21 protein-coding genes are annotated in these 26,129 nt (G+C 37.6%); 8 read left to right on the top strand and 13 right to left on the bottom strand.

Going from position 1 to position 26,129, the window contains the following annotated elements:
• Positions 1-44 precede the first annotated feature (44 nt).
• The 4 genes from N1I80_RS02800 (at position 45) to N1I80_RS02785 (ending at position 7,240) form a co-directional block, all read left to right on the top strand.
• A complete protein-coding gene (locus tag N1I80_RS02800; protein WP_340736442.1) occupies positions 45-2,000 on the top strand; it encodes a beta-glucoside-specific PTS transporter subunit IIABC in 1,956 nt (651 codons plus the stop codon).
• A gap of 15 nt (positions 2,001-2,015) precedes the next feature.
• Positions 2,016-3,455, top strand: a complete 1,440-nt coding sequence (locus tag N1I80_RS02795) for a 6-phospho-beta-glucosidase (RefSeq protein WP_340736441.1) — start codon at positions 2,016-2,018, stop codon at positions 3,453-3,455.
• 283 nt (positions 3,456-3,738) lie between these two features.
• A complete protein-coding gene (locus N1I80_RS02790; RefSeq protein WP_340736440.1) occupies positions 3,739-5,529 on the top strand; it encodes a sensor histidine kinase in 1,791 nt (596 codons plus the stop codon).
• Between the two features lie 70 nt (positions 5,530-5,599).
• The gene (locus N1I80_RS02785) at positions 5,600-7,240 is read left to right on the top strand and encodes a helix-turn-helix domain-containing protein (protein ID WP_340736439.1); all 1,641 of its coding nucleotides are present in this window, start codon (positions 5,600-5,602) and stop codon (positions 7,238-7,240) included.
• Between the two features lie 168 nt (positions 7,241-7,408).
• Here N1I80_RS02785 and N1I80_RS02780 read toward each other — a convergent pair whose 3' ends face one another.
• The 3 genes from N1I80_RS02780 to N1I80_RS02770 all read right to left on the bottom strand — a co-directional run bounded on the left by N1I80_RS02780 (position 7,409) and on the right by N1I80_RS02770 (position 9,716).
• A complete protein-coding gene (locus N1I80_RS02780) occupies positions 7,409-8,137 on the bottom strand; it encodes an amino acid ABC transporter ATP-binding protein (RefSeq protein ID WP_340736438.1) in 729 nt (242 codons plus the stop codon).
• Complete coding sequence (locus N1I80_RS02775; protein ID WP_340736437.1) at positions 8,134-8,778, bottom strand: amino acid ABC transporter permease; 645 nt, start codon at positions 8,776-8,778, stop codon at positions 8,134-8,136. Before N1I80_RS02775 ends, N1I80_RS02780 begins: the two co-directional genes overlap by 4 nt.
• Before the next feature lie 146 nt (positions 8,779-8,924).
• Positions 8,925-9,716 carry a transporter substrate-binding domain-containing protein gene (locus N1I80_RS02770; RefSeq protein ID WP_340736436.1) on the bottom strand — a complete coding sequence of 264 codons (792 nt, stop codon included), beginning with the start codon at positions 9,714-9,716 and terminating at the stop codon, positions 8,925-8,927.
• A 265-nt stretch (positions 9,717-9,981) separates the two neighbouring features.
• Here N1I80_RS02770 and N1I80_RS02765 point away from each other — a divergent pair, with 265 nt between their 5' ends.
• Together N1I80_RS02765 and N1I80_RS02760 are read left to right on the top strand one after the other, a co-directional pair.
• Entirely contained in the window at positions 9,982-11,211 is a 1,230-nt protein-coding gene (locus tag N1I80_RS02765; RefSeq protein ID WP_445683683.1) for a sensor histidine kinase, read from the top strand.
• Positions 11,212-11,215: 4 nt separating this feature from the next.
• A complete protein-coding gene (locus tag N1I80_RS02760; protein WP_340736434.1) occupies positions 11,216-12,148 on the top strand; it encodes a response regulator in 933 nt (310 codons plus the stop codon).
• Between the two features lie 169 nt (positions 12,149-12,317).
• Here N1I80_RS02760 and N1I80_RS02755 read toward each other — a convergent pair whose 3' ends face one another.
• From N1I80_RS02755 to N1I80_RS02720, 8 genes are all read right to left on the bottom strand, one after another.
• A complete protein-coding gene (locus tag N1I80_RS02755) occupies positions 12,318-12,659 on the bottom strand; it encodes a DMT family transporter (RefSeq protein WP_340736433.1) in 342 nt (113 codons plus the stop codon).
• 16 nt (positions 12,660-12,675) lie between these two features.
• Complete coding sequence (locus N1I80_RS02750; RefSeq protein ID WP_340736432.1) at positions 12,676-12,990, bottom strand: DMT family transporter; 315 nt, start codon at positions 12,988-12,990, stop codon at positions 12,676-12,678.
• A gap of 73 nt (positions 12,991-13,063) precedes the next feature.
• A complete protein-coding gene (locus N1I80_RS02745; protein ID WP_340736431.1) occupies positions 13,064-13,774 on the bottom strand; it encodes an HAD family hydrolase in 711 nt (236 codons plus the stop codon).
• On the bottom strand, positions 13,767-15,209 hold the full coding sequence (locus N1I80_RS02740) for a CehA/McbA family metallohydrolase (protein WP_340736430.1): 1,443 nt from the start codon (positions 15,207-15,209) through the stop codon (positions 13,767-13,769). The genes N1I80_RS02745 and N1I80_RS02740 overlap by 8 nt, the downstream gene beginning before the upstream one ends.
• Positions 15,210-15,227: 18 nt before the next feature.
• Positions 15,228-16,538 (bottom strand): ABC transporter substrate-binding protein, encoded by a 1,311-nt coding sequence (locus N1I80_RS02735; RefSeq protein WP_340736429.1) that lies wholly within the window; start codon positions 16,536-16,538, stop codon positions 15,228-15,230.
• Positions 16,539-16,561: 23 nt separating this feature from the next.
• Positions 16,562-17,296 (bottom strand): carbohydrate ABC transporter permease, encoded by a 735-nt coding sequence (locus tag N1I80_RS02730; protein WP_340736428.1) that lies wholly within the window; start codon positions 17,294-17,296, stop codon positions 16,562-16,564.
• A gap of 119 nt (positions 17,297-17,415) precedes the next feature.
• A complete protein-coding gene (locus N1I80_RS02725) occupies positions 17,416-18,279 on the bottom strand; it encodes a carbohydrate ABC transporter permease (RefSeq protein ID WP_340739953.1) in 864 nt (287 codons plus the stop codon).
• An 8-nt stretch (positions 18,280-18,287) separates the two neighbouring features.
• Entirely contained in the window at positions 18,288-19,355 is a 1,068-nt protein-coding gene (locus N1I80_RS02720) for an ABC transporter ATP-binding protein (RefSeq protein ID WP_445683682.1), read from the bottom strand.
• A gap of 333 nt (positions 19,356-19,688) precedes the next feature.
• Here N1I80_RS02720 and N1I80_RS02715 point away from each other — a divergent pair, with 333 nt between their 5' ends.
• Positions 19,689-20,450 carry a DeoR/GlpR family DNA-binding transcription regulator gene (locus N1I80_RS02715; protein ID WP_340736426.1) on the top strand — a complete coding sequence of 254 codons (762 nt, stop codon included), beginning with the start codon at positions 19,689-19,691 and terminating at the stop codon, positions 20,448-20,450.
• 157 nt (positions 20,451-20,607) lie between these two features.
• Here the strand turns inward: N1I80_RS02715 and N1I80_RS02710 are convergent, their stop codons facing one another.
• Complete coding sequence (locus tag N1I80_RS02710; protein ID WP_340736425.1) at positions 20,608-22,731, bottom strand: glycoside hydrolase family 3 protein; 2,124 nt, start codon at positions 22,729-22,731, stop codon at positions 20,608-20,610.
• A gap of 167 nt (positions 22,732-22,898) precedes the next feature.
• On the opposite strand from N1I80_RS02710, the gene N1I80_RS02705 reads away from it, so the two are divergent.
• Positions 22,899-23,807: an AraC family transcriptional regulator gene (locus tag N1I80_RS02705; protein WP_340736424.1), complete on the top strand. Its 909-nt coding sequence runs from the start codon at positions 22,899-22,901 to the stop codon at positions 23,805-23,807.
• Positions 23,808-24,314: 507 nt separating this feature from the next.
• Here N1I80_RS02705 and N1I80_RS02700 read toward each other — a convergent pair.
• Positions 24,315-26,129 (bottom strand): ABC transporter substrate-binding protein, encoded by a 1,815-nt coding sequence (locus N1I80_RS02700; protein ID WP_340736423.1) that lies wholly within the window; start codon positions 26,127-26,129, stop codon positions 24,315-24,317.

The following is a 26,129-nucleotide window of genomic DNA, read 5'->3' as shown; positions in this document are numbered from 1 at the left end:
TGTTACATTGGATTCAATAAATTAGATACGGGAGGTTACATTCCATGGCGATTGATTATCAAAAAACAGCAAAAGAAATTGTACAAGAGCTAGGTGGAGATGACAACATTATTAATGTCACCCATTGTGCAACTAGACTTCGTTTTATTCTTTCGGATACTTCCAAGGTGAATAAAGAAAGCGTTTCCAAGATTCAAGGGGTTATTACGGTTGTGGAAGCAGGCGGACAATATCAGATTGTTATCGGTAATCATGTAAAAGATGCTTACGAGCATGTGATATCCATGATTCAGCTCGATGAAAGTAAAGCGCAAGAAAAAGGTAGTCAGCCCAAGGTTGGTATTTTCAACAAATTGATTGATATTATTTCAAGTATTTTTGCACCGTTTTTATATACACTTGCGGCCTGCGGTATTTTACAGGGGACTCTTGGTGTACTTACGGCATTAGATTTATTGGATACAGCAGGTGGAACGTACCGTATTTTAAACTTCGTGTCGTGGACTGGATTTACTTTTCTTCCAGTCATGATAGCGATTACGGCAGCTAAGAAGTTCAATGTCAATGTGTTTATTGCAGTCGTAACAGCATGTGCATTAGTCAATCCGGACTTTATCCACATGATTACTGCAAGCAATCTATTGACGGGCGGTTCAGCAGATCCAGCGGTTCAGAGCCTCATTCAAGCAGCATTGAATAATCCGGATACGATGAGGTTGTTAAATGATGTAGTTGGCATTCCAGTACTTGCGCAGCCTTTAGACTTCTTAGGAATTCCGATTCAAATGCTGAGCTATACATCTTCTGTTATTCCCATTATTTTATCTGTATGGATTTTATCGTACTTACAACGGTTTTTTGAAAAAATCTTACCTAGTGTCGTTCGCAACTTATTCACACCACTATTTTGTATTGTAATTATTGTCCCACTGACTCTACTGGTGTTTGGACCAGTTGGCAGCACGATTGGTGGAGCAATTGGTGATGTTTATAACTTCTTATATCACTTAAGTCCGATTGTTGCTGGTGTTGTCATTGGTGGAGTTTGGCAAGTACTCGTGATATTTGGTGTTCATTGGGGCATTACACCAGTTACTGTTGGGAACTATGCATCTCTAGGTTTTGATACGTTTACTGCACTTCAGGCATCCGCTGTATTTGCGCAGGCTGGTGCAGCATTTGGTGTTTATTTTAAAACAAAAGATAGAGAAATGAAGAATGTATCCCTTCCAGCAGCGATTACAGGTTTATTTGGGATTACTGAACCTGCTCTCTATGGTGTGAATTTAAGGTTGAAATGGCCTATGATTTACGGTTGTATCGCAGGTGCTGTTGGTGGCGGTATTGCAGGTGCATTTGGGGCAGTATCATGGGGCTATAATATGCCAGGTATTGCAACGCTTCCAGCTTTCTTTAAAGAAGGCTATGGAACAGAGTTTATAGGCTTCTTGATATCTATCGTTGTTTCCTTCGGATTAGCTCTGCTACTTACTTATATCCTAGGGTTTAAAGAAAAGAACAATGACACGGAGAAAGATACTGCTCATGAAGGTAGCATTTACAGTCCTATAAAAGGACACGCTATCCCAGTGAAGGAAGTAAAAGATCAGGTATTTGCTTCTGAAATGATGGGGAAAGGTGTTGGCATTATCCCTGATGAAGGGAATGTCTACGCTCCATTTACAGGTAAAATTAAAGCGCTTTTCCCAACGAATCATGCAGTCGGGTTGTCCTCTAAGGACGGAGTGGAAGTTTTGATTCATATTGGAATCGATACAGTCAATATGCGTGGAGAAGGATTTACTGCACATATAGAACAAGGCCAAGAAGTAGAGAAAGGTCAGTTATTAATTAGTTTTGATAAACAATTGATTGAAAAGCATAGTTATGATCCAACGGTTATTTTTATTGTAACGAATACAACTGACTATACAGATGTAACTATAGATGGGCCAAAAGATGTTGAGATTTTAGATCAGGTCATGGCAATCAGTAACTAGGAGAGGGGACTTCAAATGAGTAAATTACCGGATGATTTTTTATGGGGTGGAGCCGTTGCAGCCCATCAAGTAGAAGGCGGTTGGAACAAAGGCGGAAAAGGTGTGAGTATCGTCGATGTATTAACGGGCGGAGCACATGGAGTCGACCGTGTCATCACAGATAAAGTAGAGGAAGGTCTCTATTATCCCAACCATGATGCTGTAGATTTTTATTCAAATTATAAAGAGGATATCGCATTATTTGCGGAGATGGGATTCAAATGTTTCCGCACCTCTATTGCCTGGACTAGAATTTTCCCGAATGGTGATGAAGAATATCCAAATGAAGAAGGGCTGAAGTTTTATGATGAGCTCTTTGATGAAATGCTGAAATATAATATTGAACCAGTTATCACTCTTTCTCATTTTGAAATGCCGCATCATTTGGTAACAAAATACGGAGGCTGGAAAAACAGAAAGGTGATTGATTTCTTTGTGAAATACAGTACTACCGTAATGGAACGCTATAAAAGCAAAGTAAAGTATTGGATGACCTTTAATGAAATTAATAACCAGAAGAGCTTCAAAAATCCGCTATTTGGCTATACATGCTCTGGCGTCGACTTTACAAAAGAAGAAAATCCGGAGGAATGTATGTATCAGGTTGTGCATCATGAATTAGTTGCAAGCGCAAAGGTCGTGAAGCTTGGTCATAAAATCAATCCCGATTTCCAAATTGGCTGTATGATTGCCTGTGTGCCAATCTATCCGTACTCTTGTAAACCAGAAGATATGATGTATTCTGTTGAAGCCATGCATGACCGTTACTTATTCGGTGATGTGCATGTGCGCGGTGCTTATCCATCTTACGCTATAAAAGAATGGGAGCGTAAAGGATTTCATATCCAGATGGAACCAGGAGATGCACAAATCCTCAAGGAAGGCACTGTGGACTATGTTGGATTGAGTTACTATATGACGAATGCAGTTCAGGCAGGAACTGAAGGTACTGGAAAAGCAACCTCAGGTTTTGAAGGTAGTGTACCGAATCCTTATGTAAAAGCTTCTGACTGGGGCTGGCAAATTGATCCGATTGGCCTTCGATATGCACTAAATCTCTTGTACGAACGCTATCAGAAGCCGTTGTTTATCGTCGAAAATGGCTTTGGTGCAGTTGATAAACTAGAAGAAAACGGGGAAATTAACGACGATTCCCGTATCGAATATTTAAAGACACATATTGAAGAAATGACAAAGGCGGTTACTTTAGATGGTGTGGACTTAATGGGCTATACGCCATGGGGATGCATTGACTGTGTATCATTTAATACTGGCGAATATAAAAAGCGATACGGATTCATCTATGTAGATAAACATGATGATGGAAGCGGTACAATGAAACGCATGAAAAAGAAAAGTTTCGAGTGGTATAAAAAAGTGATTGCGACAAATGGAGAAGATCACGAGATGATATAACGGACATTAGAAGTCCCCCTTCCTGTCTTAGAGTTTATTTGTTTACTTACTCGTTTTGACATTTTGGGGGCCTTTTTTTCTGCTTGAAAGTCTTTGTCTTGTAAAGATTTCGCGTGATGAAATTGACTCAACTGCAAAGATTCAACTGAAGAATTTTCATATATCAACTTTACTTGAAGAAGATACCATGCTATTCTAGCGTCAGAGAAAGCGTTTACAAATTTTAAACAAAGGGCGATATAAGTTTTTAGCTTATTACTAGTCGAGGAATTGATCATAGCATATGAAAATAATAAAAAATATCTATCTCGATTTACCCATTCGTTTTAAAATATTTGTGTGGTTTATCCCTGTCCTACTTATTACAGTTAGTATTACTGGGGGCTACTCTTATTATACGGCTAAAAATCAGGTACTAAAAAAAGCAAATGTAGCGCAGATGGAAATCACCGATCAGATTAGCTATCAACTAGACTACATTTCCAATAATTTGATTGACTTTTCAAACTACCTTTTTTTACTATCAAGTGTCCAGCAATATTTAAATCCCACTACTCAAGACGACACTTATTCAAGGCGTAGCCAAACAAAGGAGATCGCTTCAAGTTTAATGGTTAATAATCGGGATATGCAATCACTCATCCTTTATGGATTTAATAAGGATATTCCATCATTAGCCGTTAACAAAACCGGAGTGACAAGTACGATGCCGTTTGAAGAATTTCAAAAAACAAATCATTATAGGCTTGCGGTCGCATTAAGAGGAAAGCCCTCTTGGACATTATTAAAAGGGGACGAGCGAGTTTTTATAGGAGAATCACGTACTCAAATCATTTTAACAAAGGTATTGAAAAATTCTAACACGCTAAATGATTTAGGTATTCTTATTATCGGGATAAATGAAGAAACATTACGAAATCGATATACAAAAGGCTTAAGTGATAGTGCAGAAATATTTATCCTCGATGAAAACGATATAGTCATTTCATCAAACAATACACAATGGATTGGTAACACTATTAATCATATCCCTATTTTACAGGAAAGCACTTATGAAAATAATGCTATTACCCTAACAAATAATGACTGGCTACTATCACAATCCAACTCCAACTTGGGATGGAAGGTCTTACTTATTCAGCCTAGAAAAGAATTATTAAAAGAATTACAGACCATTAAAGGGTTAACATTTATTGTTGCATTACTCTGCTTCGCCTTGAGCCTCTGGGTTTCATGGTACCTTTCTCTATTTATCACAAAACCCCTAAAAAAACTGACAGTTTCAATGGAAAAATTACAGGAGGGGGACTTTTCTCAGAAGGTAGAATTTCACGGTAAGGATGAGATTGGAGCTTTAGGCAGAGGATATGATTTGATGGTTCAACAAACCAATCAACTTATCGATGATGTTTATCGTTCTAGTTTAAGACAAAAAGAAGCTGAATTAAAATCATTACAAGCTCAAATCCATCCTCATTTTTTATATAACACGTTAGATACAATTTTTTGGATGGCACAAAAGAAAAATGAGAAAGACATTGCAAATATAATCTACTCTTTATCACAATTTTTCCGCTTAAGTTTAAGTGATGGAAAAGACCTAGTCACCGTTAACAATGAACTGCTTTTGGTTAAGAACTATCTAAACATACAAAAAGAGCGATTTCCAAATAAGTTTTCCTTTGAAATCGACGTTGACGATGATATTACTAATTACTTAATCCCTAAACTATTAATTCAACCACTTGTCGAAAACTCAATTATACACGGGATAGAATCAATAGAAGAAAATGGTTTTATTTATATTCGTGCATTCAAACAGGAAAAAAACCTAGTGATTAACGTAACTGATAACGGGTATGGCATACCATTTGATCAATTAGAACAAATAAAGCAATATCTGCAGTCTATAAAGTCAGAAAACAACATTCTTGATGAACAAGCTAATCGTCCTGGTTATGCCCTTGTGAATATTATAGAAAGATTAAGAATAAATTATGATAAAACCGCAACAATTGATATTGAAAGTAAGGTGGAATTTGGTACAAAAGTTAAAATTACAATACCAATATAAGCATAGCTACTCTAGTGTATTCACCATTGAAGTTTTCCAAGTTCCAATCAGGTAAAGGAGGAAATCGCCGATGTATAAACTACTAATTGTTGAAGACGAAGAAAAGATTCGCGAAGGACTAATTTCCAGCATTGATTGGAAATCCCATAGTATTGAGCTTTGTGCGCAGGCTAAGAATGGCATAGATGCTTTGATAAGTTTCAATCAAAATCAACCAGATATTATATTAACGGATATTCGAATGCCGAAAATGAGTGGTCTAGAGTTTATACAGCAAGCAAAAGATACTGGGCTTAATTTTGAAGCAATTGTTTTAACTGGTTATAAAGACTTCGACTATGCCAAGCATTCCATCAATTTAAATGTTTTTGATTACATTCTGAAACCTGCCCAACCCGCTGAAATATTAACAGCAGTTCTACGGGCTTTGGAAAAGATTAAACAAGATAGATTTATGGATGATCAACTTAGTCTCCTTGAACATTATAACGATAAAAATATGTACTTAGCCAAAATAGAAAAATTGAATAATTGGTTATCTCATCCAAAACAAGCCTCTAACGAGGACCGGGTGAAGATTATAAGTGAACTGCAAATGAGTATAAATTCTCACAACCTACATGTCGGGATGATTCATTTCCCGTCTCAGAGTGAAAAGAGTTATCTGGATGACTATGATTTACTAAAATTTTCTGTTATTAATATTGCAACGGAGACCCTATCTCCTTATTATGAGGGGAAAATAGAACTCTTTTTAAGCCAAGAGAAACTCATTTGGATTGGAAATAATAATCCCTCAAATGCGTCTATTAAATTGGAATCCTACTTAACACCATTGGTGGAAAACTTCCAATCCTATTTGAATGTAGAGATTTATATCGGGATTAGCAATACTAAAGAGTCCATATATGAGTTACATCAATCCTATGTAGAAGCCAAGCAGGCACTGGCTGAACATTATTATCAAAAAGATAAGAGAGCTTTTTTCTATGTAGATTTAATGGACACTATGGATAAGAAAATTCTTGACGATAAGAATTTATCTGAGTTAGAACACACATTTTTATCTAACATGTTTAATAAACAATATGATGCTGCGTTAGATAATTTGGAAAACTGGTTAAGTTATCTGGAAAAAAGTACTTTTTATAATAAAGATCAGGTGAATTTAAAAGCCATTACACTTATCGTTGAAATACAAAAGTTTGTTTATGATAATAAATTGACAAGGATTGAATGGGAAAATGATCTTGTGAATTGGATTGAGCAAATTCCTACTATGCAAACATTCGATGATATGTCTTCTATTATCAAAAAGATCTTCCAAAATGTATTTGAAATTTTAACATCTGAGCGTCCTATTCATCGTACAGTCAGACATTCCCAAACCATTATTAAAGAGCGATATCATGAGCATCTAACGCTGGAAATCATCGCAAATGAAGTTTTTGTTTCAAGTGCATATTTAAGTTCGCTTTTTAAACAGGAATTGGGCATTAATTTCTTAGACTACCTGCACCAATACCGTATTTCACAAGCAAAATTTCTATTATCCAAAGATTATCTAATCTACGAAGTAGCTAAAGAAGTTGGTTATAAGGATGAACGACATTTTAGTAGTACATTTAAGAAGTGGACAGGAATGACCCCTACTCAATATCAAAAAAGAGCACAATATTCTAAGGTGGATACACCTAAACAAATCCTTTAGGCCACTGTTTTTTACAATTGCTTAAAGGATTTGTTTAAATTTACATCATGCCATTTACACCTAAAACTATTCACCAGAATTACCAGCATCATTGAGTTTGTCCACAACGCAACCAAACATAGTGCTTCACTTGAGCAAATCAAAAATGAGCTACACATCTTGAAAATATTACAGCACTTTACTTAAAAATGATTGCGTTCTAACTTCTTGAGGATTGCCAAACAATTCCTCTGGAACATTTTCCTCCACGATATAGCCGCCATCCATGAAAATGACACGGTCCCCTACTTCGCGTGCGAATCCCATTTCATGTGTCACAACAACCATCGTCATCCCTTCCAGGGCAAGCTGCTTCATGACCGCAAGCACATCACCAACTACTTCAGGGTCAAGTGCCGATGTCGGTTCGTCGAACAGCATAATTTTGGGATTCATCGCTAACGCCCTAGCAATTGCAACACGCTGCTTTTGCCCTCCTGAAAGTTCACTTGGCGACGCTTTCGCTTTGTCGGACAAGCCAACCTTCGATAATAATTCAAGTGCTTTCTTTTCAATTGATCCCTTGTCACCTTTTCGTAAATTTAAAGGTGCATGCATTATATTTTGCAGAACTGTCATATGCGGAAACAAATTGAATTGTTGAAAGACCATTCCAACATTTTCCCTAACCTTGTTAATATCAAGCTTCGGATCTGTGATATCTTTGCCATCAATCACAACATGGCCGCCTGTAATATCCTCCAACCGGTTCAGACATCTTAAAAATGTGCTTTTTCCAGAACCCGATGGCCCAATTACGCAGACGACTTCACGTTCCTTAATCGCCACATTAATATCTTTTAATACCTCAAGTTCGCCAAATGACTTTTTCAAATTTTTCACTTGTATAATTGTCATTTAATTTTGAACCTCCTTTCAACAGAGCTAGCAAATACCGATATAAGATAGATAATCACAAAGTAAACAGCACCAACCGTTAGCCAAATCTCAAAGGGTTGAAACGTAGCACTCGCCTGAACCTTTCCCTTTTGAACGATATCAGCAATTCCAATAATAGAAAGGAGTGACGTATCTTTGAAACTAATAATGGATTGATTGGTAATCGTCGGCAGCATCGTTCTAAACGCTTGCGGCAAAACGATTGTACGCATTGTTTGTACCTTAGTAAGACCAAGTGATCTTGCGGCTTCCGCCTGCCCCTTATCAATCGACTGTATTCCAGCACGGATAATTTCAGAAAAATAGGCTCCTGCGTTTAACGACACTGTTAAAATTCCAGCAACCGTCCGATCCAATGATATAAAATCAAGTCCGTTCAATCCGAAGTAAATAAAAAATAGCTGAACGATAAATGGTGTGCCCCGAATAATATCCACGAAAGCTTTTGCAATCCAGTTTAAAGGTTTTATAGTAGTAAGGCGCATTAAAGCAGTTGCTAAACCAATCAAAAATCCAAAAATAATTGAAAAGAAAAAGATATAGAGCGTCACTTTCAACCCTTGCATTAAGTAGGGTAATGCCGCAATAATCGTCTCCATTTACTCACTCCCTCGAAAATACCAAATTTCCAATCAACCACTATCAAGCAGTCATTTAGGTCGCTTGGTGGTTTACGGAGGCTACCCAAAAGGCGCCCCCATTCAACTCAACCATCCAAATAATTCACTTCACTATGCAATCCGACTTACTCAGCTAGATATTTTGCAAGAATCTTGTCATATTCCCCACTATCACGAAGGTCTTGAAGACCATCATTAATTTTTTGCAAGACATCACTATTCTTTCCTTTAAGGACAGCGATTCCATACTGGTCTCCATTCAAGCGATCTCCGATAACTTGTAAATCAAGATCATTTTGAGAAATTGCATACGAAATTACAGGATAATCTTCGATTAAAGCCGCAGCACTCCCGTTTGAAACTTCTTGGAACATGGCAGGACTATCATCGAACAACACAAGTTTGTAGCCATATTCAGCTTCATGTTCTTGTGCAAATTTCGCTCCAGTCGTTCCATTCTTTGCAGCAATTGTTTTACCTTTTAAATCTTCAATAGATTCAATGTCTGCTGTTTCTGCAGCAACAACTAATGTAAGACCCGCTTCAAAATATGGATCTGAGAAATTCACAACTTTTTTACGGTCATCAGTAATACTCATGCCTGCAATTGCGATATCTAGCTGATCTGCTTGCATAGCGGGAATGATTCCCCCAAAGTCCATTGCATCGAACTTAATTTCAATCCCTTGATTTTCTGCAATTGCTGTAATAAGATCGATATCGATTCCTGTATATTCTCCATCTACCTCAAACTCAAAAGGTGGATAGGTTGTATCTATCCCAACGATATATGTTTTTTTATCGTCCCCTGTACTTGTATCGGAACTCCCCGTTGAACTATTCCCTTTTTCAGCCCCACATGCGGCCATTACTAACATCAGTGCTCCCATCATCATAAATATTCCAAACCTCTTCATACTAATTCCCCCTTTTTTAAGTTAAAACCGCACAGTTATTAAGCGCTTTCATAACTAGTTTTCATTGTATATTCATGACTACAAAATCAGACGTAAACCTACAAAAGTATACGGAATAACCTAAATATTTAAAAAGGACCGTTGTTTAAATGCTGTAGGAACTGTATACTGATTTTTAAAACAAATAAAATTGGACATAAAGGGAAGAGGGAACATCTTGCGGTTTAGTTCATTACTAAAGAAGGATATTTATATTATTGTACTGATGATCATAATCGTTCCCCTTGCCGGCGAAGTGAAATTTTACCCATTAAATGATACGTTCCGGGTAAGTTTTGGTGCTCCCGCACTCTTCTTCCTGTTACTATTATTAAAAAAAGTTCCACCCGTTCTCCCAGGTTTCTTGACAGCATCGGCTTTAGTACTCTTCCGTGTGCCCCTGGACTTCTTTTTTATGAATGAAACAAATGTGATCTATTCTTTTCAACAACACTGTCCAACCTTTTTCTTTTACTTCACCTATGCTTGTTTGTTCCAATTCATTAACATCAAAAGATTTCGTAAATCCTCTTTAACGATTGGACTCATAGGCTATGTTGTCGAATTATTATCGGATAGTGCAGAACTACTCGCACAATATTTAATATTGAACACTACGATTACACTTTCTGATTTGAATGAAATGAATTTAGCTGCGTTTGCACATAGTTTTATTGTCATCAGCTTTTTTAATATGCTGAAGTTATATGAAGCAGACTCCAGGGAAAAGCAAATACGGGAAAAAAATGAGCATATGCTACTCCTTATTTCAAACTTACATGAAGAGGCCATCTATCTAAAGAAGACATTAAAAAATGCTGAAACCGTTACTGTGGAATCGTATGCTTTATATCGCGATTTACTAGTAGATAACAAAGAGGCTAGCCTGAGGGCACTACGAATTGCAGGGGAAATCCACGAAATAAAAAAAGATAATCAGCGGATTTTTGCCGGACTTTCAAAATTGATTTCCAAAGAAAGCTTTAGAGATTACATCGATGTGATGGAGCTGATTCAACTCATTGTTCGTATTAATGAAAAATATGTATTTCTACTCAAAAAAAATATTAAGATTACTTATTCACTTGAAGGTATCCATCCCGACTATCATGTATATACAGTGTTATCACTACTTAACAACTTAGTAGCGAATGCAGTAGAAGCCATTGTGGATAGTGGGAAAATCCATTTAATATTTAATGAATCTGATGGTATGACAGAATTTCATGTTTTTAATAGCGGACCTACTATATCTGAAAAATATGCACACGCTATATTCCAACCTGGTTTCACATCTAGGTATGATGTTTTAGGGAATCCATCTACTGGAATCGGCTTATCTTATGTGGAAGAAGCCGTTACAAATCTTGGCGGGAAAATCTTTTTTGAAAATGAAGCAAATGGTGTTACCTTCTCTATAAAAATTCCTACGAATCAGTTGACACAGAAGGGGTGATGTAATGCGTTTTTTTATAGTGGATGATGATATTGCCATTCGATCGATATTAACTCAAATTATCGAGGATGAGAATTTAGGTGAAATCGTTGGGGAAGCAGCAGACGGTGATCAGCTAGAAAGCTCCTTTTTGAATATGCATAAAGTAGATATTCTTTTTATCGACTTACTCATGCCCAATCGAGATGGAATTGAAACAATTCGACATTTACTAAATGACTTTAAAGGGAAATTTATCATGATCTCCCAAGTAGAAACGAAAGAGTTAATTGGTGAAGCCTATTCCCTTGGCGTCGATTATTACATTATAAAACCTATCAACCGAATAGAAATGATTACCGTTATTCAAAAAGTAGTCGAACGCATCCAATTGGAAAATTCAATACATGACATCAAGGTATCCATTGGAAACCTTTTACACATAAAAGATCCTTCGCCGACGACAGCTACCCATTCATCTGAAGAAAGTATAACGAAAATTGGTGAATTCCTATTAGCAGAGCTAGGTATTTTGGGCGAAAACGGCTCAAGAGATTTGATAGATATTCTTCATTACTTATTCACCTTAAGGCGCAATAAAACCGTTGAGCAAGATTTCCCTTCTTTAAAGGATCTAATCCTTGAAATTTCAAAGAAAAAACTAGGATCTTCAGCCACATCTGTAGAAATCAATCGAGAAATAAAAGCTTCCGAACAACGACTTCGCAGAGTGATTACTAGCTCCCTTAATCATTTTGCATCCTTAGGTCTAGCAGATTACGGGAATTCTAAATTTGAAAATTACGCATCTAGCTTTTTTGATTTTACAGTTGTTCGACAAAAAATGAGAGAATTAGAGGATGAGTCACCTTCTCCTCATACACCAACTCGGGTCAATACAAAGAAATTTATTCAGGTGTTGTTTTTTGAGGCGAAGCGTTTAGAAGGGAATGCATAATTTTGGATGACAGTCATCCAAACTAACATATTTTTCATGCCTACTGATTAACCCAAATAACTTGTACACGAAGTGCTAATGCTTATTGGAATGAGGGAATAGAGAGGTTTCTAACTAGGGAAAAGCCGCCAAAGATACAATTTTGGCGGCTGAAGCTTTTACCATAGCATCAGGTTTCCAGCAAATACTTCACATTCTCCTTACTATTTAACAACCATATCCCTCCAACGACGAGGATCATTCCAACAATAGTATGCAATTTTATAGAATCTCCCCAATACAGCACACCTACAAGTGTAATGAAAAAAATGCCTGCACCCGACCAAATGGCATACCCTATCGATAAACTTATCGTTTTCAATACTTTGCTAAAAAAATAATATGAACATGCATAGAAAACAAAAATCAATAGAGTAGGCAGGAAATTTTGAAAGCCGTTTGACAATTTAAGCATCGTCGCCCCCATTACCTCTAAGGCAATCGCTATCCATAAAAAATATGCTCCTGTCATCTTCTTCACCTACAAATCATAAATTGATCATCACAAGACCTACAATTGTGATTACTAATCCGATACCCTTTTTCTTTGACATTTTCTCTTTAAATAACACCAATCCGACCAGGATAATGAGAGCCATTCCAACGCCGCTCCAAGTCGCATAAACAACGCCTATCGGAAGGGTTTGCATGACAGTTGCTAATAGATAAAATGAAAACGTAAAAAATATACCAATACCCACCATTCGTTTACCTTTACCCATATGCAATGCTGGATTTAAAAGCGTTGTCCCCATTACTTCAAAAATGATTGCTATTAAGAGAATGAAAAATATTCCATACATACACAATTCCTCACTATTTTTGATTGAAAATGAAAGCTGCTAAACCCAGTAAGGTTCAACAGCCCCATTTTTCTTACGCTGGGAATGTTACTTTCCCATCATGATCAATTAAATCTGCAACATTGTTTAACACATATGGCGTATAGGTCGATAATAGCGATGCAGAGCCGACACCTGTTAAAACACCAACGCCATATAAACAATGCTTGGAGAATTCCATATCAATGGACGTATCACCGATATGAATGACCTCATCTAGTTCTAGGTTCTGTTGGTGACAAAATACCTGTAATGCTTCTACATGTGGCTTTCTCTCATACAAATCAGCTGTCGCAATAAAATCCACGTATTCTAAAAGCTGAAGAACCTCCAATATATATTTTGTAACATCGTAGTTATCAGCCGTCACAATCCCAATCTTTAGACCATTCGATTTTAACTGTGTAAATAACGCCGACAAATTGCAAACGGGCTTGATTTTCTCAGGATTTTCTTTGATTTTTTGATAGTAAAAATGGTTCAACTCTTTTAAAATCCCATCAAAATCTACCATTAACACGTTGCTAATGATATCAGCTAAATCAGCTGATGTTTTTCCAGCAAGTGCACTATCCTCACGAACTGTTTGACCTTCCAGGCCAATTTTGAATGCAAGTTCTTCAAGCTTACTTTCTTGATTGTGGATTTGGGTAATATTCTTTAAAAATTCATAGGTTGAATCAATCCATAAACTATTAAATTCGATTAATGTCCCGTCTTTATCAAACAAAATGCCTTTAATCATTTATATGCACCTGCATAAGCTCTAGCAGCTGCCCCCATGTATCAAGTGATGGACGCTTGTCATTAAAATAAATGGGGTTTGTAAAGCCATAAAGTGTGCCATCCTCTTTTCTTACATTTACTCGAATATAATGATAAGCATTGTCGTTCCAATCAAATTGGAAGCTAGATTGGTTGCCCTTCTCTTTCGATGCAATCTGACCATCGACAATCCACTCGATTTCAACATCATCATGTGAATGGACCTTTGCTGCTATTTGACCTGTCAGTATATCGCTTTGATCTCCCGCTATGAAACCATCGAGCTTGAAGTCGATCTGTTCACCTCTTGAAACGAAAACACGTCCATTTTTCAAGGCCTTCACTAGATTATGAGTTGATAGCCCTTCACAATAAACAAATGTTCCCGGATCTCCGATGAGAGATGCTTCTTCACTGCCCTCATAGCGTTCGTCTGGCTTCAAATGAGAGTCCGATCCACCAATTCCAGTAATTTTATGACCATCTTTTAATAAGATATCCCAAGCAATTAATGCCCATTCCGTTGCCTGCGGATTAGCGGAATAGGTTGGATCATTCCAAATTTCAAGCGTGTCTACTTTATGCAACGGTGTATCTTTAAACAACCATTTCCATTCGGTTAAAAACGGGTGGTTTATCGAAATAAGCGCATCTCCATAATACCCATTGATAATGCTATTCATCCCTTGCTCTGTCAACATATCTGCCAGTCTATTTTCAACAAAAGGAGATGTGTTCGTATTTAAAATATTGAAATGACCAAGTGGTGCTGTCACTTCTATTCCTGGTAATACAAGTATGGAGGTATCATTTACCCAAGAGGTTGGTACGATATTATGATCCGTTGCGACGAAGAAATCCAATTGCTGATTTTTTGCACTTGCTATATTTTCTTCTCTTGTCATTTGTCCATCTGAGTAGATGGTATGGGTATGAAAATCACCCTTGTACCACCTTGCTTCAGGCTTTATCATTTGCTCGGAGCTATTCGTAGATAGTAAAAGAGTATTTGCATCTGGCTGATTCCAACCTAACTCATCTACTGATTGGACATTGCTTTCACCATTAAATTGCACTTCTAAAAATGGTTTTTCCATCTCTTCCTGCTGACTGACTGCAGCGACGAAATCGATTGTCCATGTCCCCGCTGCAATCGGTCCACCGATTGTATAAGGACTCGTTCGCTTTGGTTGTTCATGAATCATGACTGGCTGCGGCGTTTTACCTGTTAAATATTGCGCCCGTAATTGCCCACTAGGATCGTATACCAAATAAGTACCCCAGATACTTTTTATATGATAGAGCCGCAGACTAATGGATTGGACATGTTCTGCAACATCAACTGTAAATTTGTTATTCAGCACTTTTTCACCAGAATCATCTAGCAGTTCGATTTTGATAGTATCCCGCAACATGCACTCACCCCGTCTTATTTATTGATTATTGTGTTTGTCTAATGCTTCCTGTGCTACTTTTTTCGCTTCTTTCAAGGCTTCCTCTACAGAAACGTTTTGAAGCTCTACTTTATCTGCTGCAATGGAGATGGCATCGAAGATTTTTCCTCCTGTTGGATCTACGAAATCTGGTGAACCTGTCAATGCTTGTTTATATGGAATTCCTGCATAAGGATTTTCTTCGATGAATGCTGCATATTCGGGAACTTCCATTGCAGATTCACGCACCGGAATATAGCCGATATGCTCCGCCCAATCCACATTCACCTCTGCACTCGAGAAGTAGCTCATAAATTTATAGGCAGCTGCAACTTCTTCATCGCTATTAATAGCTGGAACAGCCATAAATAATGCACCTACAATAGGAGCTGCTGCGTTACCGTTTAAACCCGGTTGTGGAATAGAATCAATAACCGTGAAGTCAAGGTCCCCTTTATCTCCTGATGAACCCGTGTATCCTGCTGCTTTACCAGCTAATACTTCATCAATTGTTTTATACCAGTATTCCCAGCCTTGTCCGCCAGAGTTGACTTTCATTGTTTTATTATCGTGAATTTGCTTACGCATAAATTCCCAAGAATCCGTCCAAGCTTTGCTATCTATTAATACTTCCTTACCATCTTCACTCAACATTTCTCCACCATTACTTAATGCGATATCTATTAAGTTTCCGCTCCCCCACATTGGTAAATGACCGTATTCCACTACACCTTGTTCTTGCAGCTTTTTAGATATTTCAGCGACATTTTCCCAAGATGAGAATGCTTCTTTTGGATCAATTCCCGCTTGTTCATAAATGTCTTTACGGAAATACATAACTTGTGTTGTCCCGTAAGCTGGTAATGCATATAACTCTTCACCAACATACGCCGCATCAATAAATACATCTAAGAAATCATCTTTATCAAAAATACTATCTTCACTTGCATACTTATTTAATGGCGCTAATGCTGATTTACTTGCTAAATCCACAAGAGAACTAGACTCTGTGATGAATAAGCCCGGTGCGTCCTTCGCTGCAATCGCTGCTTGCAGCTTTTGGTAGGTTTCTGAATAGCTTGCTTGAGGAATCGCTTCAACAATTACTTCATCCTGCGATGCATTAAAATCTTTGATAATTTCTTTCATTTTTATATCTGCTTCACTGCCAAGACCATACCAAAACTCAATTGTAACGGGACCTGAAGGTTCTGAGCCTGTACTACTTTCCCCAGCTTCACTTGTTGTACATGCTGCTAACACCATCATCAATGCCGACATAATAAGCGCAAATAATAAATTCTTTTTCATTTGAAACACTCCTCTTTTTTTATTTATCCTTTTAAGCCGTTGTCACTGATTCCTTTTATAAACCACTTATTTAACAGCACAAACAATAGTAAAAGTGGTAAGACAGTTAGCACGTTCGCTGCCATTATTAAAGGCCAAGTATCGGCAAAAGACCCTACATTCGTGAAAAATCGATTAAGACCAACTGTAATCAAATACTTTTCCTGGCTTTTAACGATTAATGATGGCCATAAATAATTGTTATACATCGACACAAAGCCAATTAAGCTAGCTATGAAAATTGTCGATTTACACATCGGAATCATAACCCTCATCAATACGGTAAAATCATTGGCACCTTCAGATCGAGCTGCTTCAATCATTTCCTTTGGCACTTGCAAAAATGCTTGCCGTAGCAAGAAAATAGTAAAGACACTTGCCACATTCGAAATGACAATACCAGTCAAAGAATCAAGTAACCCCATCTTGGAGAGCAATATATAACTCGGTACATAAGTAGCCGCGGCCGGTAGCATATACGTAATTAGTATCGAATTGAATAACAGCGATTTCCCTCTAAACTTTAGCTGTGTCAGTGCATAAGCAATCATGCTCGATAAAACGACTTGAAGGACAACAATACAGACCGACGTAAAAGCACTATTGAACATATATAACCAAAATGGTGCTAGCTCTAGTGCCCCTGTAAAGTTGCTCCATTGCAGCGTTTCCGGGAAAAGCGTTAAAGGTACTGAGAAAATTTCTTCAGTAGTTTTCAAAGAACTTAACATCATCCAAATAAGCGGAAATACCATTATCAAACTAAAGATTATTAGGAAGGTGTACCGAAAAAAAGTTTTGGATGTATGAACCGTTTGGTGCATTTTCTTCGTCCTCCTTAATAATGAACCCATTTTTTCGATGTGTAGAATAAGATGAAAGCGAGTAAACCCGTTAATATGACGATAATCGTTGACAGCGCAGTGGCCTGTCCCATATTAAATTGCTCAAACGCCATTTGGTAGTATAAGTATAATAATGTTCGCGTACTACCGGCTGGCCCTCCCTGCGTCATAACCTGGATTTGGTCATAGGCCTGAATGGCATCAATCAGAGAAATAATAATTAAAAATAAAGTAGTCGGCGAAACTAACGGAATTGTAATGAATCGATTGTTTTGCCACCAGGAAGTCCCTTCAATTTCCCCAACCTCATACAGTTCACCAGGTATTTTTGATAGTGCATCTGCATAGAAAATCATTGCCCAGCCCGCATTTTTCCAAATAGATACTATAATAATTGCCCACATGGCAGTATTAGAATCTGTTAGCCATGACGGCTGTGGTAAATGAAGCAAACCCAATAGCTGGTTCAACAAGCCAATATCCGGCTGAAAAATCCATGTCCACACAATCGACATCGCAACCATCGGTGTAATCCATGGTGAGAAGAGTAAAGATTTAAGTAGCGTGGAGCCCTTCATGACATTTTTCAACAAACTAGCAAATAATAGACCAAAGATAATCGTCGGTATAACCGTCATCACACTGAAAAAAGCAGTATTTTTTAGTGCCGCATAGAAATTATCACTTGTTAGTATTGTTTGATAGTTCTCTAGCATAACGTGGTTATATTCTGGACTAATATAATCCCAATCCGTCGTACTTAACCAAAGAGATACAAACATTGGGATAAACCAAAATGCGAGTAAGGGAATAAGCGGAATGCCAACAAAGAAAAGCAATAGTCCGTAACGTTTCATTGAATCCACTAGTAACCCACCACCATATCTTTAATGATGGATTTCCCTGTTTTTTTATCAAACAGATGCACCTTATGCGGGCTTAATTTAATCATCAAATGCTGCTGCTCTTGAATGTTTAATTCGTTATGCACACGGACGGTCAGCTTTTGACCATATATTTCTCCATATACAAATTTGTCTGCCCCCATCATTTCAACACGATGTATAGTCAGTTTAATAGCGGTGGGATCATCTGTTACCTCAATATCCTCTGGTCGGATACCTGCGATTAACTCACCAGAAACCTCTTCTGCTAGTAGTAAATCGGCAATTTTTTGATTATCGATTTTCAATTCATGTCGAGACGCATTCACCGTTAAAAAGTTAATAGTTGGTGAACCAATAAAACTCGCTACAAACATATTAGCGGGATACATATAGATTTCATCTGGTGTACCGACTTGCTGGATCTCACCATCTTTTAAAACAACAATACGGGATGCCATTGTCATTGCTTCGGTTTGATCATGCGTCACATAAACGGTCGTTGTCCCTAATTGGTTATGTAAATTGATAATCTCTTCACGCATTTGAATACGAAGCTTGGCGTCTAAATTCGATAATGGCTCATCCATTAAGAAAATATTAGTATTGCGCACGATAGCTCTACCTAATGCAACACGCTGCCGTTGTCCTCCGGATAAATCTTTCGGTTTACGCTTTAAATAGGCGGTGAGCCCTAACTTCTGTGCAGTTTCCTCTACACGTTCTTTTATTACTTTTTTATTTTCTTTTCTAATTTTCAAACCGAATGCAATATTATCAAATACATTTAAGTGCGGAAAAAGTGCATAGTTTTGAAATACCATTGCAATGCCCCGATTTTTTGCAGAGACATCATTCATAACTTGTCCATTTATCGAAAGCTCTCCAGCAGTGATGCTTTCTAATCCAGCAATCATGCGTAATGTTGTTGATTTTCCACACCCTGACGGACCGACTAAAACAATGAATTCCTTATCAAAGATATCCAGGTTGAAGTTTTCAAGAATCATTTCCTGGCTGTTATCATATTGCTTACTGATATTTTTCATTGAAATTTTCTGCACTATTATCCTGCACCTTCTTTTGAATTAATTTGTTTTTCTTTGATAACCTTTCAAATCAAACAATACACAACAATTGTAAATATAAATAAAGAATAGTGTAAAGCTTATGTAAAAACACAGTGCTAGTTTGATACTAAATATTTCATGAACCCCCTCTGACTAACCGTTCAAGAGGTTTTTATGATGTTTTGTAAGGAAGATGACAATTTGACTCTGAAGCTGTCTTTTTTTTGATAGTTGTTTATAGTTATAGGTAACCACATCCTACTATTTAAGTTTTCTATCATTAGGTCTACTTCATAAGAATTGAGGGCGGATATGTTAAAAAGTGATCGCTATAAGTCTATAATGGATTATTTAACCGAGAAGAAATCTGTGAAAGTTGTGTTCTTAAGTAGTTTATTAAACGTGACACAGGAGACAATTAGAAGGGATTTAGAATATCTAGAACAGCTAGGAGAAATTGAACGTGTTCATGGTGGAGCAGTTTTAAAGCATAATAATATAAAAGAAACAAATTTTACCGTGCGGGAATCCGTTAACATTAGCGAGAAAAAAATGATTGCGAAGCATGCTATCCAATTCGTCAAGGAAGGGAGTTTTGTATCACTAGATGTAAGTACCACAAATACAGAAATCGCCAAAGAACTCGCGAAAAATTTTAATTCATTATCGGTCATTACAAACTCCATTATTATTGCAACCATTCTAAGTGCAAATCCTAACTTTAATCTTTATTTACCGAGCGGGAAAATTAGAAATTCAGAGCTATGTATAGTAGGCGATTCCTGTGTTTCCTATATTGAAAAGTTTAATATTGATACTTTTTTTATGAGCGTCAGTGGAATCTCTTTAGAAAGAGGATTAACAGATTACGGTGATGGCGAATATGAAGTGAAAATGGCTATGTTTCGCAATGCCAATAAAGTATTTGTTGTAGCGGATCATACGAAATTTGACTCCATAGCTATGCTGAAAATCGGGAATTTAAAAAGTGTGGATGGTATTATTACAGACCCAAACATTAGCCAACCAATGCTAAGAAAATATGAAGAGCACGATATTAATATTTTCATGTAACTTAACAAGTGTTAGATTAGGAATTCAGTATTACCTTTTTGAATCATTATAACGAACAACAAACCGAGGCTACCTGACACCAATAAACTATGGTGTCAGGTAGCCTCAGTTATTTTATGTGCGTTTCAATTCACAATATCAATCCAATTTAATTGTTTCAATACCTCAATCCATGACCCAGTTTATAGACATTACCATCGCTATCCTTATAGGCATAACTCAATCCCTCAGGCATGTACTTGTCCTTGTCATAGCCCGGTACATCATTTCTCGATACACACTCACCATTCTGGTAAACCGCAATGACTTGATCACTTGCTGGCAATGTCAATGGTAGAACGCCTACAGGATTACTATTTCCTGCAAGCACTTCAAACTGTGCATTATAGAAAGTATCATATCCAACGATTAATGCGTCCGCCAATGGTTCAACATTTCCAAGTAACCATGGCAACGTCACATTCACACTAATGACTACTTTCCCACCACGGTTATGAATGTTGTCTGCCACTTCTTTGAGATGATTCATGCCCGTTAAAGTCGTTTCTTGATACAATGAGCCATCCAAACCTGATACTACTTTACCCTCACAAATATCAAGTTCTAATAATCCTAGTGTTGCATCAAAATAGGACCCGGACTTTGGATGTAAGAACATGATCGCGACGTCAGCTTCTTCATAGTTATCCGTCAACGTAAATTGCCCAAGCTCTAAACATTCTTTTCTTGCCTTTTCAGTGTAAGCAGTTGCCCGTGTCGTGTCCTTATGCAATACTTCCACATAAACCTTTTTATTCGTCAGCTTTTCAGCTGTTAATGGCAATGTCTGCTGTTGATTTTTCAGCACGGTTACAGATTTTTTATGGCCCTCATAAGCTGCATCCCAATTCGCTTTGTTACTAACGACAGCTGTCGCCGCTTCTGGCGAATTATACGTACGATCATCGAAAAGACCTAGCGTGAACATTTCTGTTAGGAGTCGGACATTCGCTTCATTAATCCGTTTTTCACTAATCCAGCCTTTGCTAACGGCCAATTTAAGATTTTCAATATCTCCTGTATCCGCAACAATATCTGTCCCGGCATTGACAGCCTTAGCAAAGCGTTCAGCCTCACTTAACTCTTCGACACCCCAGCTCATCTTATTGACGATACCGCTATCACTATTTACATAACCTTTAAATCCAAGTTTTTCTCTTAGAATATGGTTAATGAAATAATGATTAAATGTGAAGCCTACCTCTTCGAACGGAATGTCTTCACCTTCGAACTCTTGGACGACACTTTTCTTAATACTTGGGATCGAATAATACGGCATGATTGACGATGTACCATATTTTATCGCTGCTCTAAATGGCGGCAAATGATACTTTTCTAAGCTTCCTGGAGTTGGGTATAGGTTCCACTTTCCTTCTACGTAATGGGGATCAAATCCATTTTCCCTAGCTCCACCACCTGGGAAATGCTTCGTTGTCATCGCAATACTATCTTTTCCTAGCTCTTCACCTTGGAATCCTACAACAAGGCGACCAATCGCGTCAGAAATAAATTCTGGATTTTCTCCAAACGTACCGTATGTCCGTTGCCATCTTGGATCTGTAACGGTATCTGCCATGTACATATATCCTTTTCTTATGCCCGTAGCATTCCACTCCGAGTGGGCAATTTTAGCAAATTCACTAATTAGTGATGCATCTCCACCATTTTTAATATCGCCTTGTGCTGCCGCTGCAAGTCCTAAAGTTCCAGGCCATGTAGAAAAAATACCACCCGCATCATTCATTCCAAAAATAGGTTCAGCATTTTCATTCCTTGAATTAGACGCTACGATAACTGGGATACCTAAACGCGTTCCCTCAGCAACCTCATTCATTTTATTAACCCACTCCGCCATTTCAGCTGGACTAAAGTTATCTCTTAAAATGAAGTGCCTTAAATTCCTTTTTGCAATCGTATGTGTTGAGCCATATATTTTGGATGCAGCAAATATATTTTCCCCTTTTTCTACAACCGCCTCATCCAACACACCATCATGACTAGTTTTTTCCTTATCTTCCTGAGCAAGTCCCATCTTACGTGAATTAATGAGCATCATACCAACCTTCTCATCGATATTCATCAATGACACTAAGTTTTCTGCACGCTCTTTAGGACTCAAACGCCAATCCTTATACGGTTCCAGCTTCCCGCTATTATTCAAGTCTTTAAATTTTAATCCATCCACTTCAATAATACTTTTGACTCTGACTTCTAGATTGGGTTGTTTGTGGTTACGTTCCATTTTAACGCCTCCTGAGTTTAGTCTTGCCCTAGTTATTCCCTCACCATGGATATTGAGTTTGGTAACGCTTTCTTTTATACTATAAGAATAACAGCAAAAAGTTAAAAATATATAGCGTTTCTTGCTTAGAACATTGTAAATATTGCTATATAGAGGGGGCACATCAAATGAAGCCATCTGATTTAATTCCAGTCGTCGATAAAGGGTTTGAAATAAATTACTTTGGTAAAAAAAATCATTCCCAAGGTTGGTTCAAAAAATTTAACGAATCATCCGAAGACTTTTCCCAATGGGAGTCTTTATTCCAATTACACAGACATGATGTTTTGGAGGTTCTTGTATTTTTAAATGGCGAGTGTGAATTTTTTTGTGAAGGGAAAACGTATTCCTTACAGAGAGGAGATGTTGTGGTCATCCCCCCCTATGCCGTGCATAAAGCTACTGTTAAGCAGATGGATAGCTATGAACGTATAATTGTTAGCGTCAGCGAGCATTTAATGGCCGACTTTCTATCCAGCTCACCATCTATGAAAGAGAATATTATTAATCAAAAAACACAAAGCTCGCACGTATTGCATTTGCATGAAAAAAAACTCCAAGACGTACATTTTTTACTCAATGAAATAAATCATAAAATTAAAAATGAAGAAGAAAACTTTCCTTTCACCATAAATTATCAGTTGTTTCAAGCTCTTCAAATACTCTTTGATCCCGAAAGTAGTATGCCCAACCTTAGCAACAACAATAAACTAGACCAACGATTCGTATCTATACTAGAATATATTGAATTACATTTGACCGAACCGGATTTAAGCTTAGACAAAGTATCTACTCATTTCCATTTGAATAAATACTATTTCTCCCATTACTTTAAAAAGAACATGAACCTCCCCTTTTACCGTTATGTATCACTGAAGCGTCTATCCTTTGCTGTTACAATGATTAAACAAAATCAGCTTCCCATTGAGGAAGTAGCCTTGAAATGCGGTTTTCTAGATTATTCAAGTTTCTATAGGCTCTTCAAAAAAGAATATAATCTTTCACCAAAAAAATTGCAAATGGAATATAAAAATTAACGACTGTTGGTTAGTCAAACTTAATCAAATAATGTGCAATCTAAGTCCAATCGCTTTTGGTTCGCTTTGGATGGAACAACTTCTATATAATAACCGTGCTATTTTCATGTACAGGGATGCGACTTCGCCGCATCCCTGTACATTATTTTCGGTAATCGTATGATGGTCGTTCATCCGTCGCTCTCCAAAAACCTAGATACACGAAGTACTAATACTTTTTCGGACGAGGGAATAGAGGGCTTCTTAACTAGAGAGGGCCGCCAAAGATTCAATTTTGGCGGCAGAGGCTATCTCCATCCTGTCGTCTATCTATTGCCGAAAGTAGACCGGTAATGCCCAGCAGACAGAAAGTTTTCTAATTCTTGCTTCCTAGTTTTAATTGCGAATAAATGGTTAATAGCAAACGAGATAAAAATTAAGAGTAGGTCGCATCTAGTACAGCACTCATTCAAGCATGCCACCATTACAAGGAAAGAGCATCCTCATAAACGGGATGCTCTTTCACTTTTATTTACTTGCTTTATATTTTTCTAAAAACTCTTTTGCTTTTGCAGAGTCCGCGATAAGCTCATTACCAGTATTCACAAGTGGGCTTACTGTGGAAAATGCTTTTTTCTTATTTCCTTGGTAGTAGCTTAAGAATTCATCTTGATTAATTGAATAGAGCACTGCTTTTCTTAAATCGTCACTTGTTGCAACTTCACGATTGGCTGTGTTGAATAGCAAGTACGAAACAGCATTGCTTTCATTTTTTTGCAAGAAAAGTTTTTCATCATTCTCAACAAGTTCATATTTTGTTTCCGGTACACCATTGAATAAGTGAATTTCACCATTTCGTAATGAAGATAATGAACTATCTGCATCTGCGATGAAGCGCACAACGACATTTGAAATGAGTGGTTCAAAATCAGTTCCAGGTCGGTACGCTGGATTTTTCACGAAATCAGCTTCGTAGTCATTCTTTTTCACCAAAATATAAGGTCCGCTTGCATACAATGTATTGTTATAGCTAGCACCTTCCGTAACGGTATTTTGATCACCGTATGGGATATCCTTGTTCACGTCAAATGCTGCAACATCATACGTATTAATACTCTCAACTTGTTTTTTCGAAACAATTCCCGCAGATTGATGCGCCAAATAATTCAATACTTGTGGGAAAGGTTCCGTTGTTGTCATTTTGATAACTTGGTATTTTCCTTCTTCACTATTTGCCTCTGTTTTATCTCCAACAAGTTCTGAAATTTTTACGTCTAGACCTTCTTCAAGCGCTTCTTTGACTGTTCCACTGCCATCTGACTGTTGGATTTTGTCTAGAGAAGCAAGATCGGTTACAACTTCCGCATCTTTAATATGCTCATGCAAACTATATGTCCGGTGATCAGGAACAGAGTCTTTATCTTTCGCACGGTTCAATGAGAAAATTACATCATCTGCCCCTACACGTTCTCCTGTATCCACAGCTTTCCCATCTGCAACTGCTGCAAAGTTGATATCATCCCGAAGAATGAAGTAGTACTCAGAATTTCCTTCAGCGATACTGTGATTATAAGATAGAGAACCATCTGAAACGACAACATCATCATCCGTTAAATTGACCAGTCGAACATATAAATTCGTGTTTAACGTATTAATGGATCCGTCATTTCCCTTCACTGGGTCAAGTGACGTCAATGAACCCAATGCTTGCTGTGTAATTAAAGGTTCTGTCTCCCTCTTAGCTGCATCATTAAAGTCAATTGTTTCCCACGCAACCGCACGTGATTTTGCAAGTCTAACTGTGTCGACATTCAGTACTTCTTTATTAACCCCTTGCGCTTTGAAAGAATTATAAAGTGGAGCAATATAAGCTTTCTCTGCAACAAGCTGCTGTTCCAGCTGCTTATATGTCTCTACAAATTCAGCCGGTGTTTCTGTACTGGCCTTATCGACCAGTTCATCCACCTTGTCATCGGCAAGAATACTATAATCGCCGCCCGTTTTGAATAAAGAACGGACTGCATAATCCGGATTTCCTGTAACTGTTGTCCAACTAGAGACAGCAACATCATAATTCCCTGCATCTTGTTGTGCTTTGAAGCTACCATAGTCAGGCTGGATATTCAATTTCACATCAAAACCATTTTTAGTCAATTGATCTCGTACGATATTCATATCCTCTTCACTCGAACTCGAACCAAGCACTTCAATTACAACCTTCGTATCGTCCTTAACGCCACCTTTAACCGCATCATCTAGTTCACTAACATCCGATTTTGTTTGCACACAGCCTGTCAAAACCAATACCAATACCAGTAAGACTGGAAATAAAATTTTCTTCAT

It is taken from the genome of Sporosarcina sp. FSL K6-3457, assembly GCF_038007285.1.
Lineage (GTDB): Bacteria > Bacillota > Bacilli > Bacillales_A > Planococcaceae > Sporosarcina.
The sequence above is the reverse complement of the archived record's forward strand: the minus strand, read 5'-3'. Positions and strand labels throughout refer to the sequence as shown.

What these genes read in the sequence shown, in the direction of transcription:
- N1I80_RS02720 (WP_445683682.1), bottom strand. Translation starts at nt 19,355, where the DNA reads ATGAAAAATATCAGTAAGCAATATGATAACAGCCAGGAAATGATTCTT.
- N1I80_RS02775 (WP_340736437.1), bottom strand. Translation starts at nt 8,778, where the DNA reads ATGGAGACGATTATTGCGGCATTACCCTACTTAATGCAAGGGTTGAAA.
- N1I80_RS02790 (WP_340736440.1), top strand. Translation starts at nt 3,739, where the DNA reads ATGAAAATAATAAAAAATATCTATCTCGATTTACCCATTCGTTTTAAA.
- N1I80_RS02755 (WP_340736433.1), bottom strand. Translation starts at nt 12,659, where the DNA reads ATGACAGGAGCATATTTTTTATGGATAGCGATTGCCTTAGAGGTAATG.
- N1I80_RS02700 (WP_340736423.1), bottom strand. Translation starts at nt 26,129, where the DNA reads ATGAAGAAAATTTTATTTCCAGTCTTACTGGTATTGGTATTGGTTTTG.
- N1I80_RS02740 (WP_340736430.1), bottom strand. Translation starts at nt 15,209, where the DNA reads ATGTTGCGGGATACTATCAAAATCGAACTGCTAGATGATTCTGGTGAA.
- N1I80_RS02795 (WP_340736441.1), top strand. Translation starts at nt 2,016, where the DNA reads ATGAGTAAATTACCGGATGATTTTTTATGGGGTGGAGCCGTTGCAGCC.
- N1I80_RS02785 (WP_340736439.1), top strand. Translation starts at nt 5,600, where the DNA reads ATGTATAAACTACTAATTGTTGAAGACGAAGAAAAGATTCGCGAAGGA.
- N1I80_RS02715 (WP_340736426.1), top strand. Translation starts at nt 19,689, where the DNA reads ATGTTAAAAAGTGATCGCTATAAGTCTATAATGGATTATTTAACCGAG.
- N1I80_RS02765 (WP_445683683.1), top strand. Translation starts at nt 9,982, where the DNA reads ATGATCATAATCGTTCCCCTTGCCGGCGAAGTGAAATTTTACCCATTA.
- N1I80_RS02770 (WP_340736436.1), bottom strand. Translation starts at nt 9,716, where the DNA reads ATGAAGAGGTTTGGAATATTTATGATGATGGGAGCACTGATGTTAGTA.
- N1I80_RS02725 (WP_340739953.1), bottom strand. Translation starts at nt 18,279, where the DNA reads ATGAAACGTTACGGACTATTGCTTTTCTTTGTTGGCATTCCGCTTATT.
- N1I80_RS02705 (WP_340736424.1), top strand. Translation starts at nt 22,899, where the DNA reads ATGAAGCCATCTGATTTAATTCCAGTCGTCGATAAAGGGTTTGAAATA.
- N1I80_RS02745 (WP_340736431.1), bottom strand. Translation starts at nt 13,774, where the DNA reads ATGATTAAAGGCATTTTGTTTGATAAAGACGGGACATTAATCGAATTT.
- N1I80_RS02800 (WP_340736442.1), top strand. Translation starts at nt 45, where the DNA reads ATGGCGATTGATTATCAAAAAACAGCAAAAGAAATTGTACAAGAGCTA.
- N1I80_RS02710 (WP_340736425.1), bottom strand. Translation starts at nt 22,731, where the DNA reads ATGGAACGTAACCACAAACAACCCAATCTAGAAGTCAGAGTCAAAAGT.
- N1I80_RS02760 (WP_340736434.1), top strand. Translation starts at nt 11,216, where the DNA reads ATGCGTTTTTTTATAGTGGATGATGATATTGCCATTCGATCGATATTA.
- N1I80_RS02780 (WP_340736438.1), bottom strand. Translation starts at nt 8,137, where the DNA reads ATGACAATTATACAAGTGAAAAATTTGAAAAAGTCATTTGGCGAACTT.
- N1I80_RS02750 (WP_340736432.1), bottom strand. Translation starts at nt 12,990, where the DNA reads ATGTATGGAATATTTTTCATTCTCTTAATAGCAATCATTTTTGAAGTA.
- N1I80_RS02735 (WP_340736429.1), bottom strand. Translation starts at nt 16,538, where the DNA reads ATGAAAAAGAATTTATTATTTGCGCTTATTATGTCGGCATTGATGATG.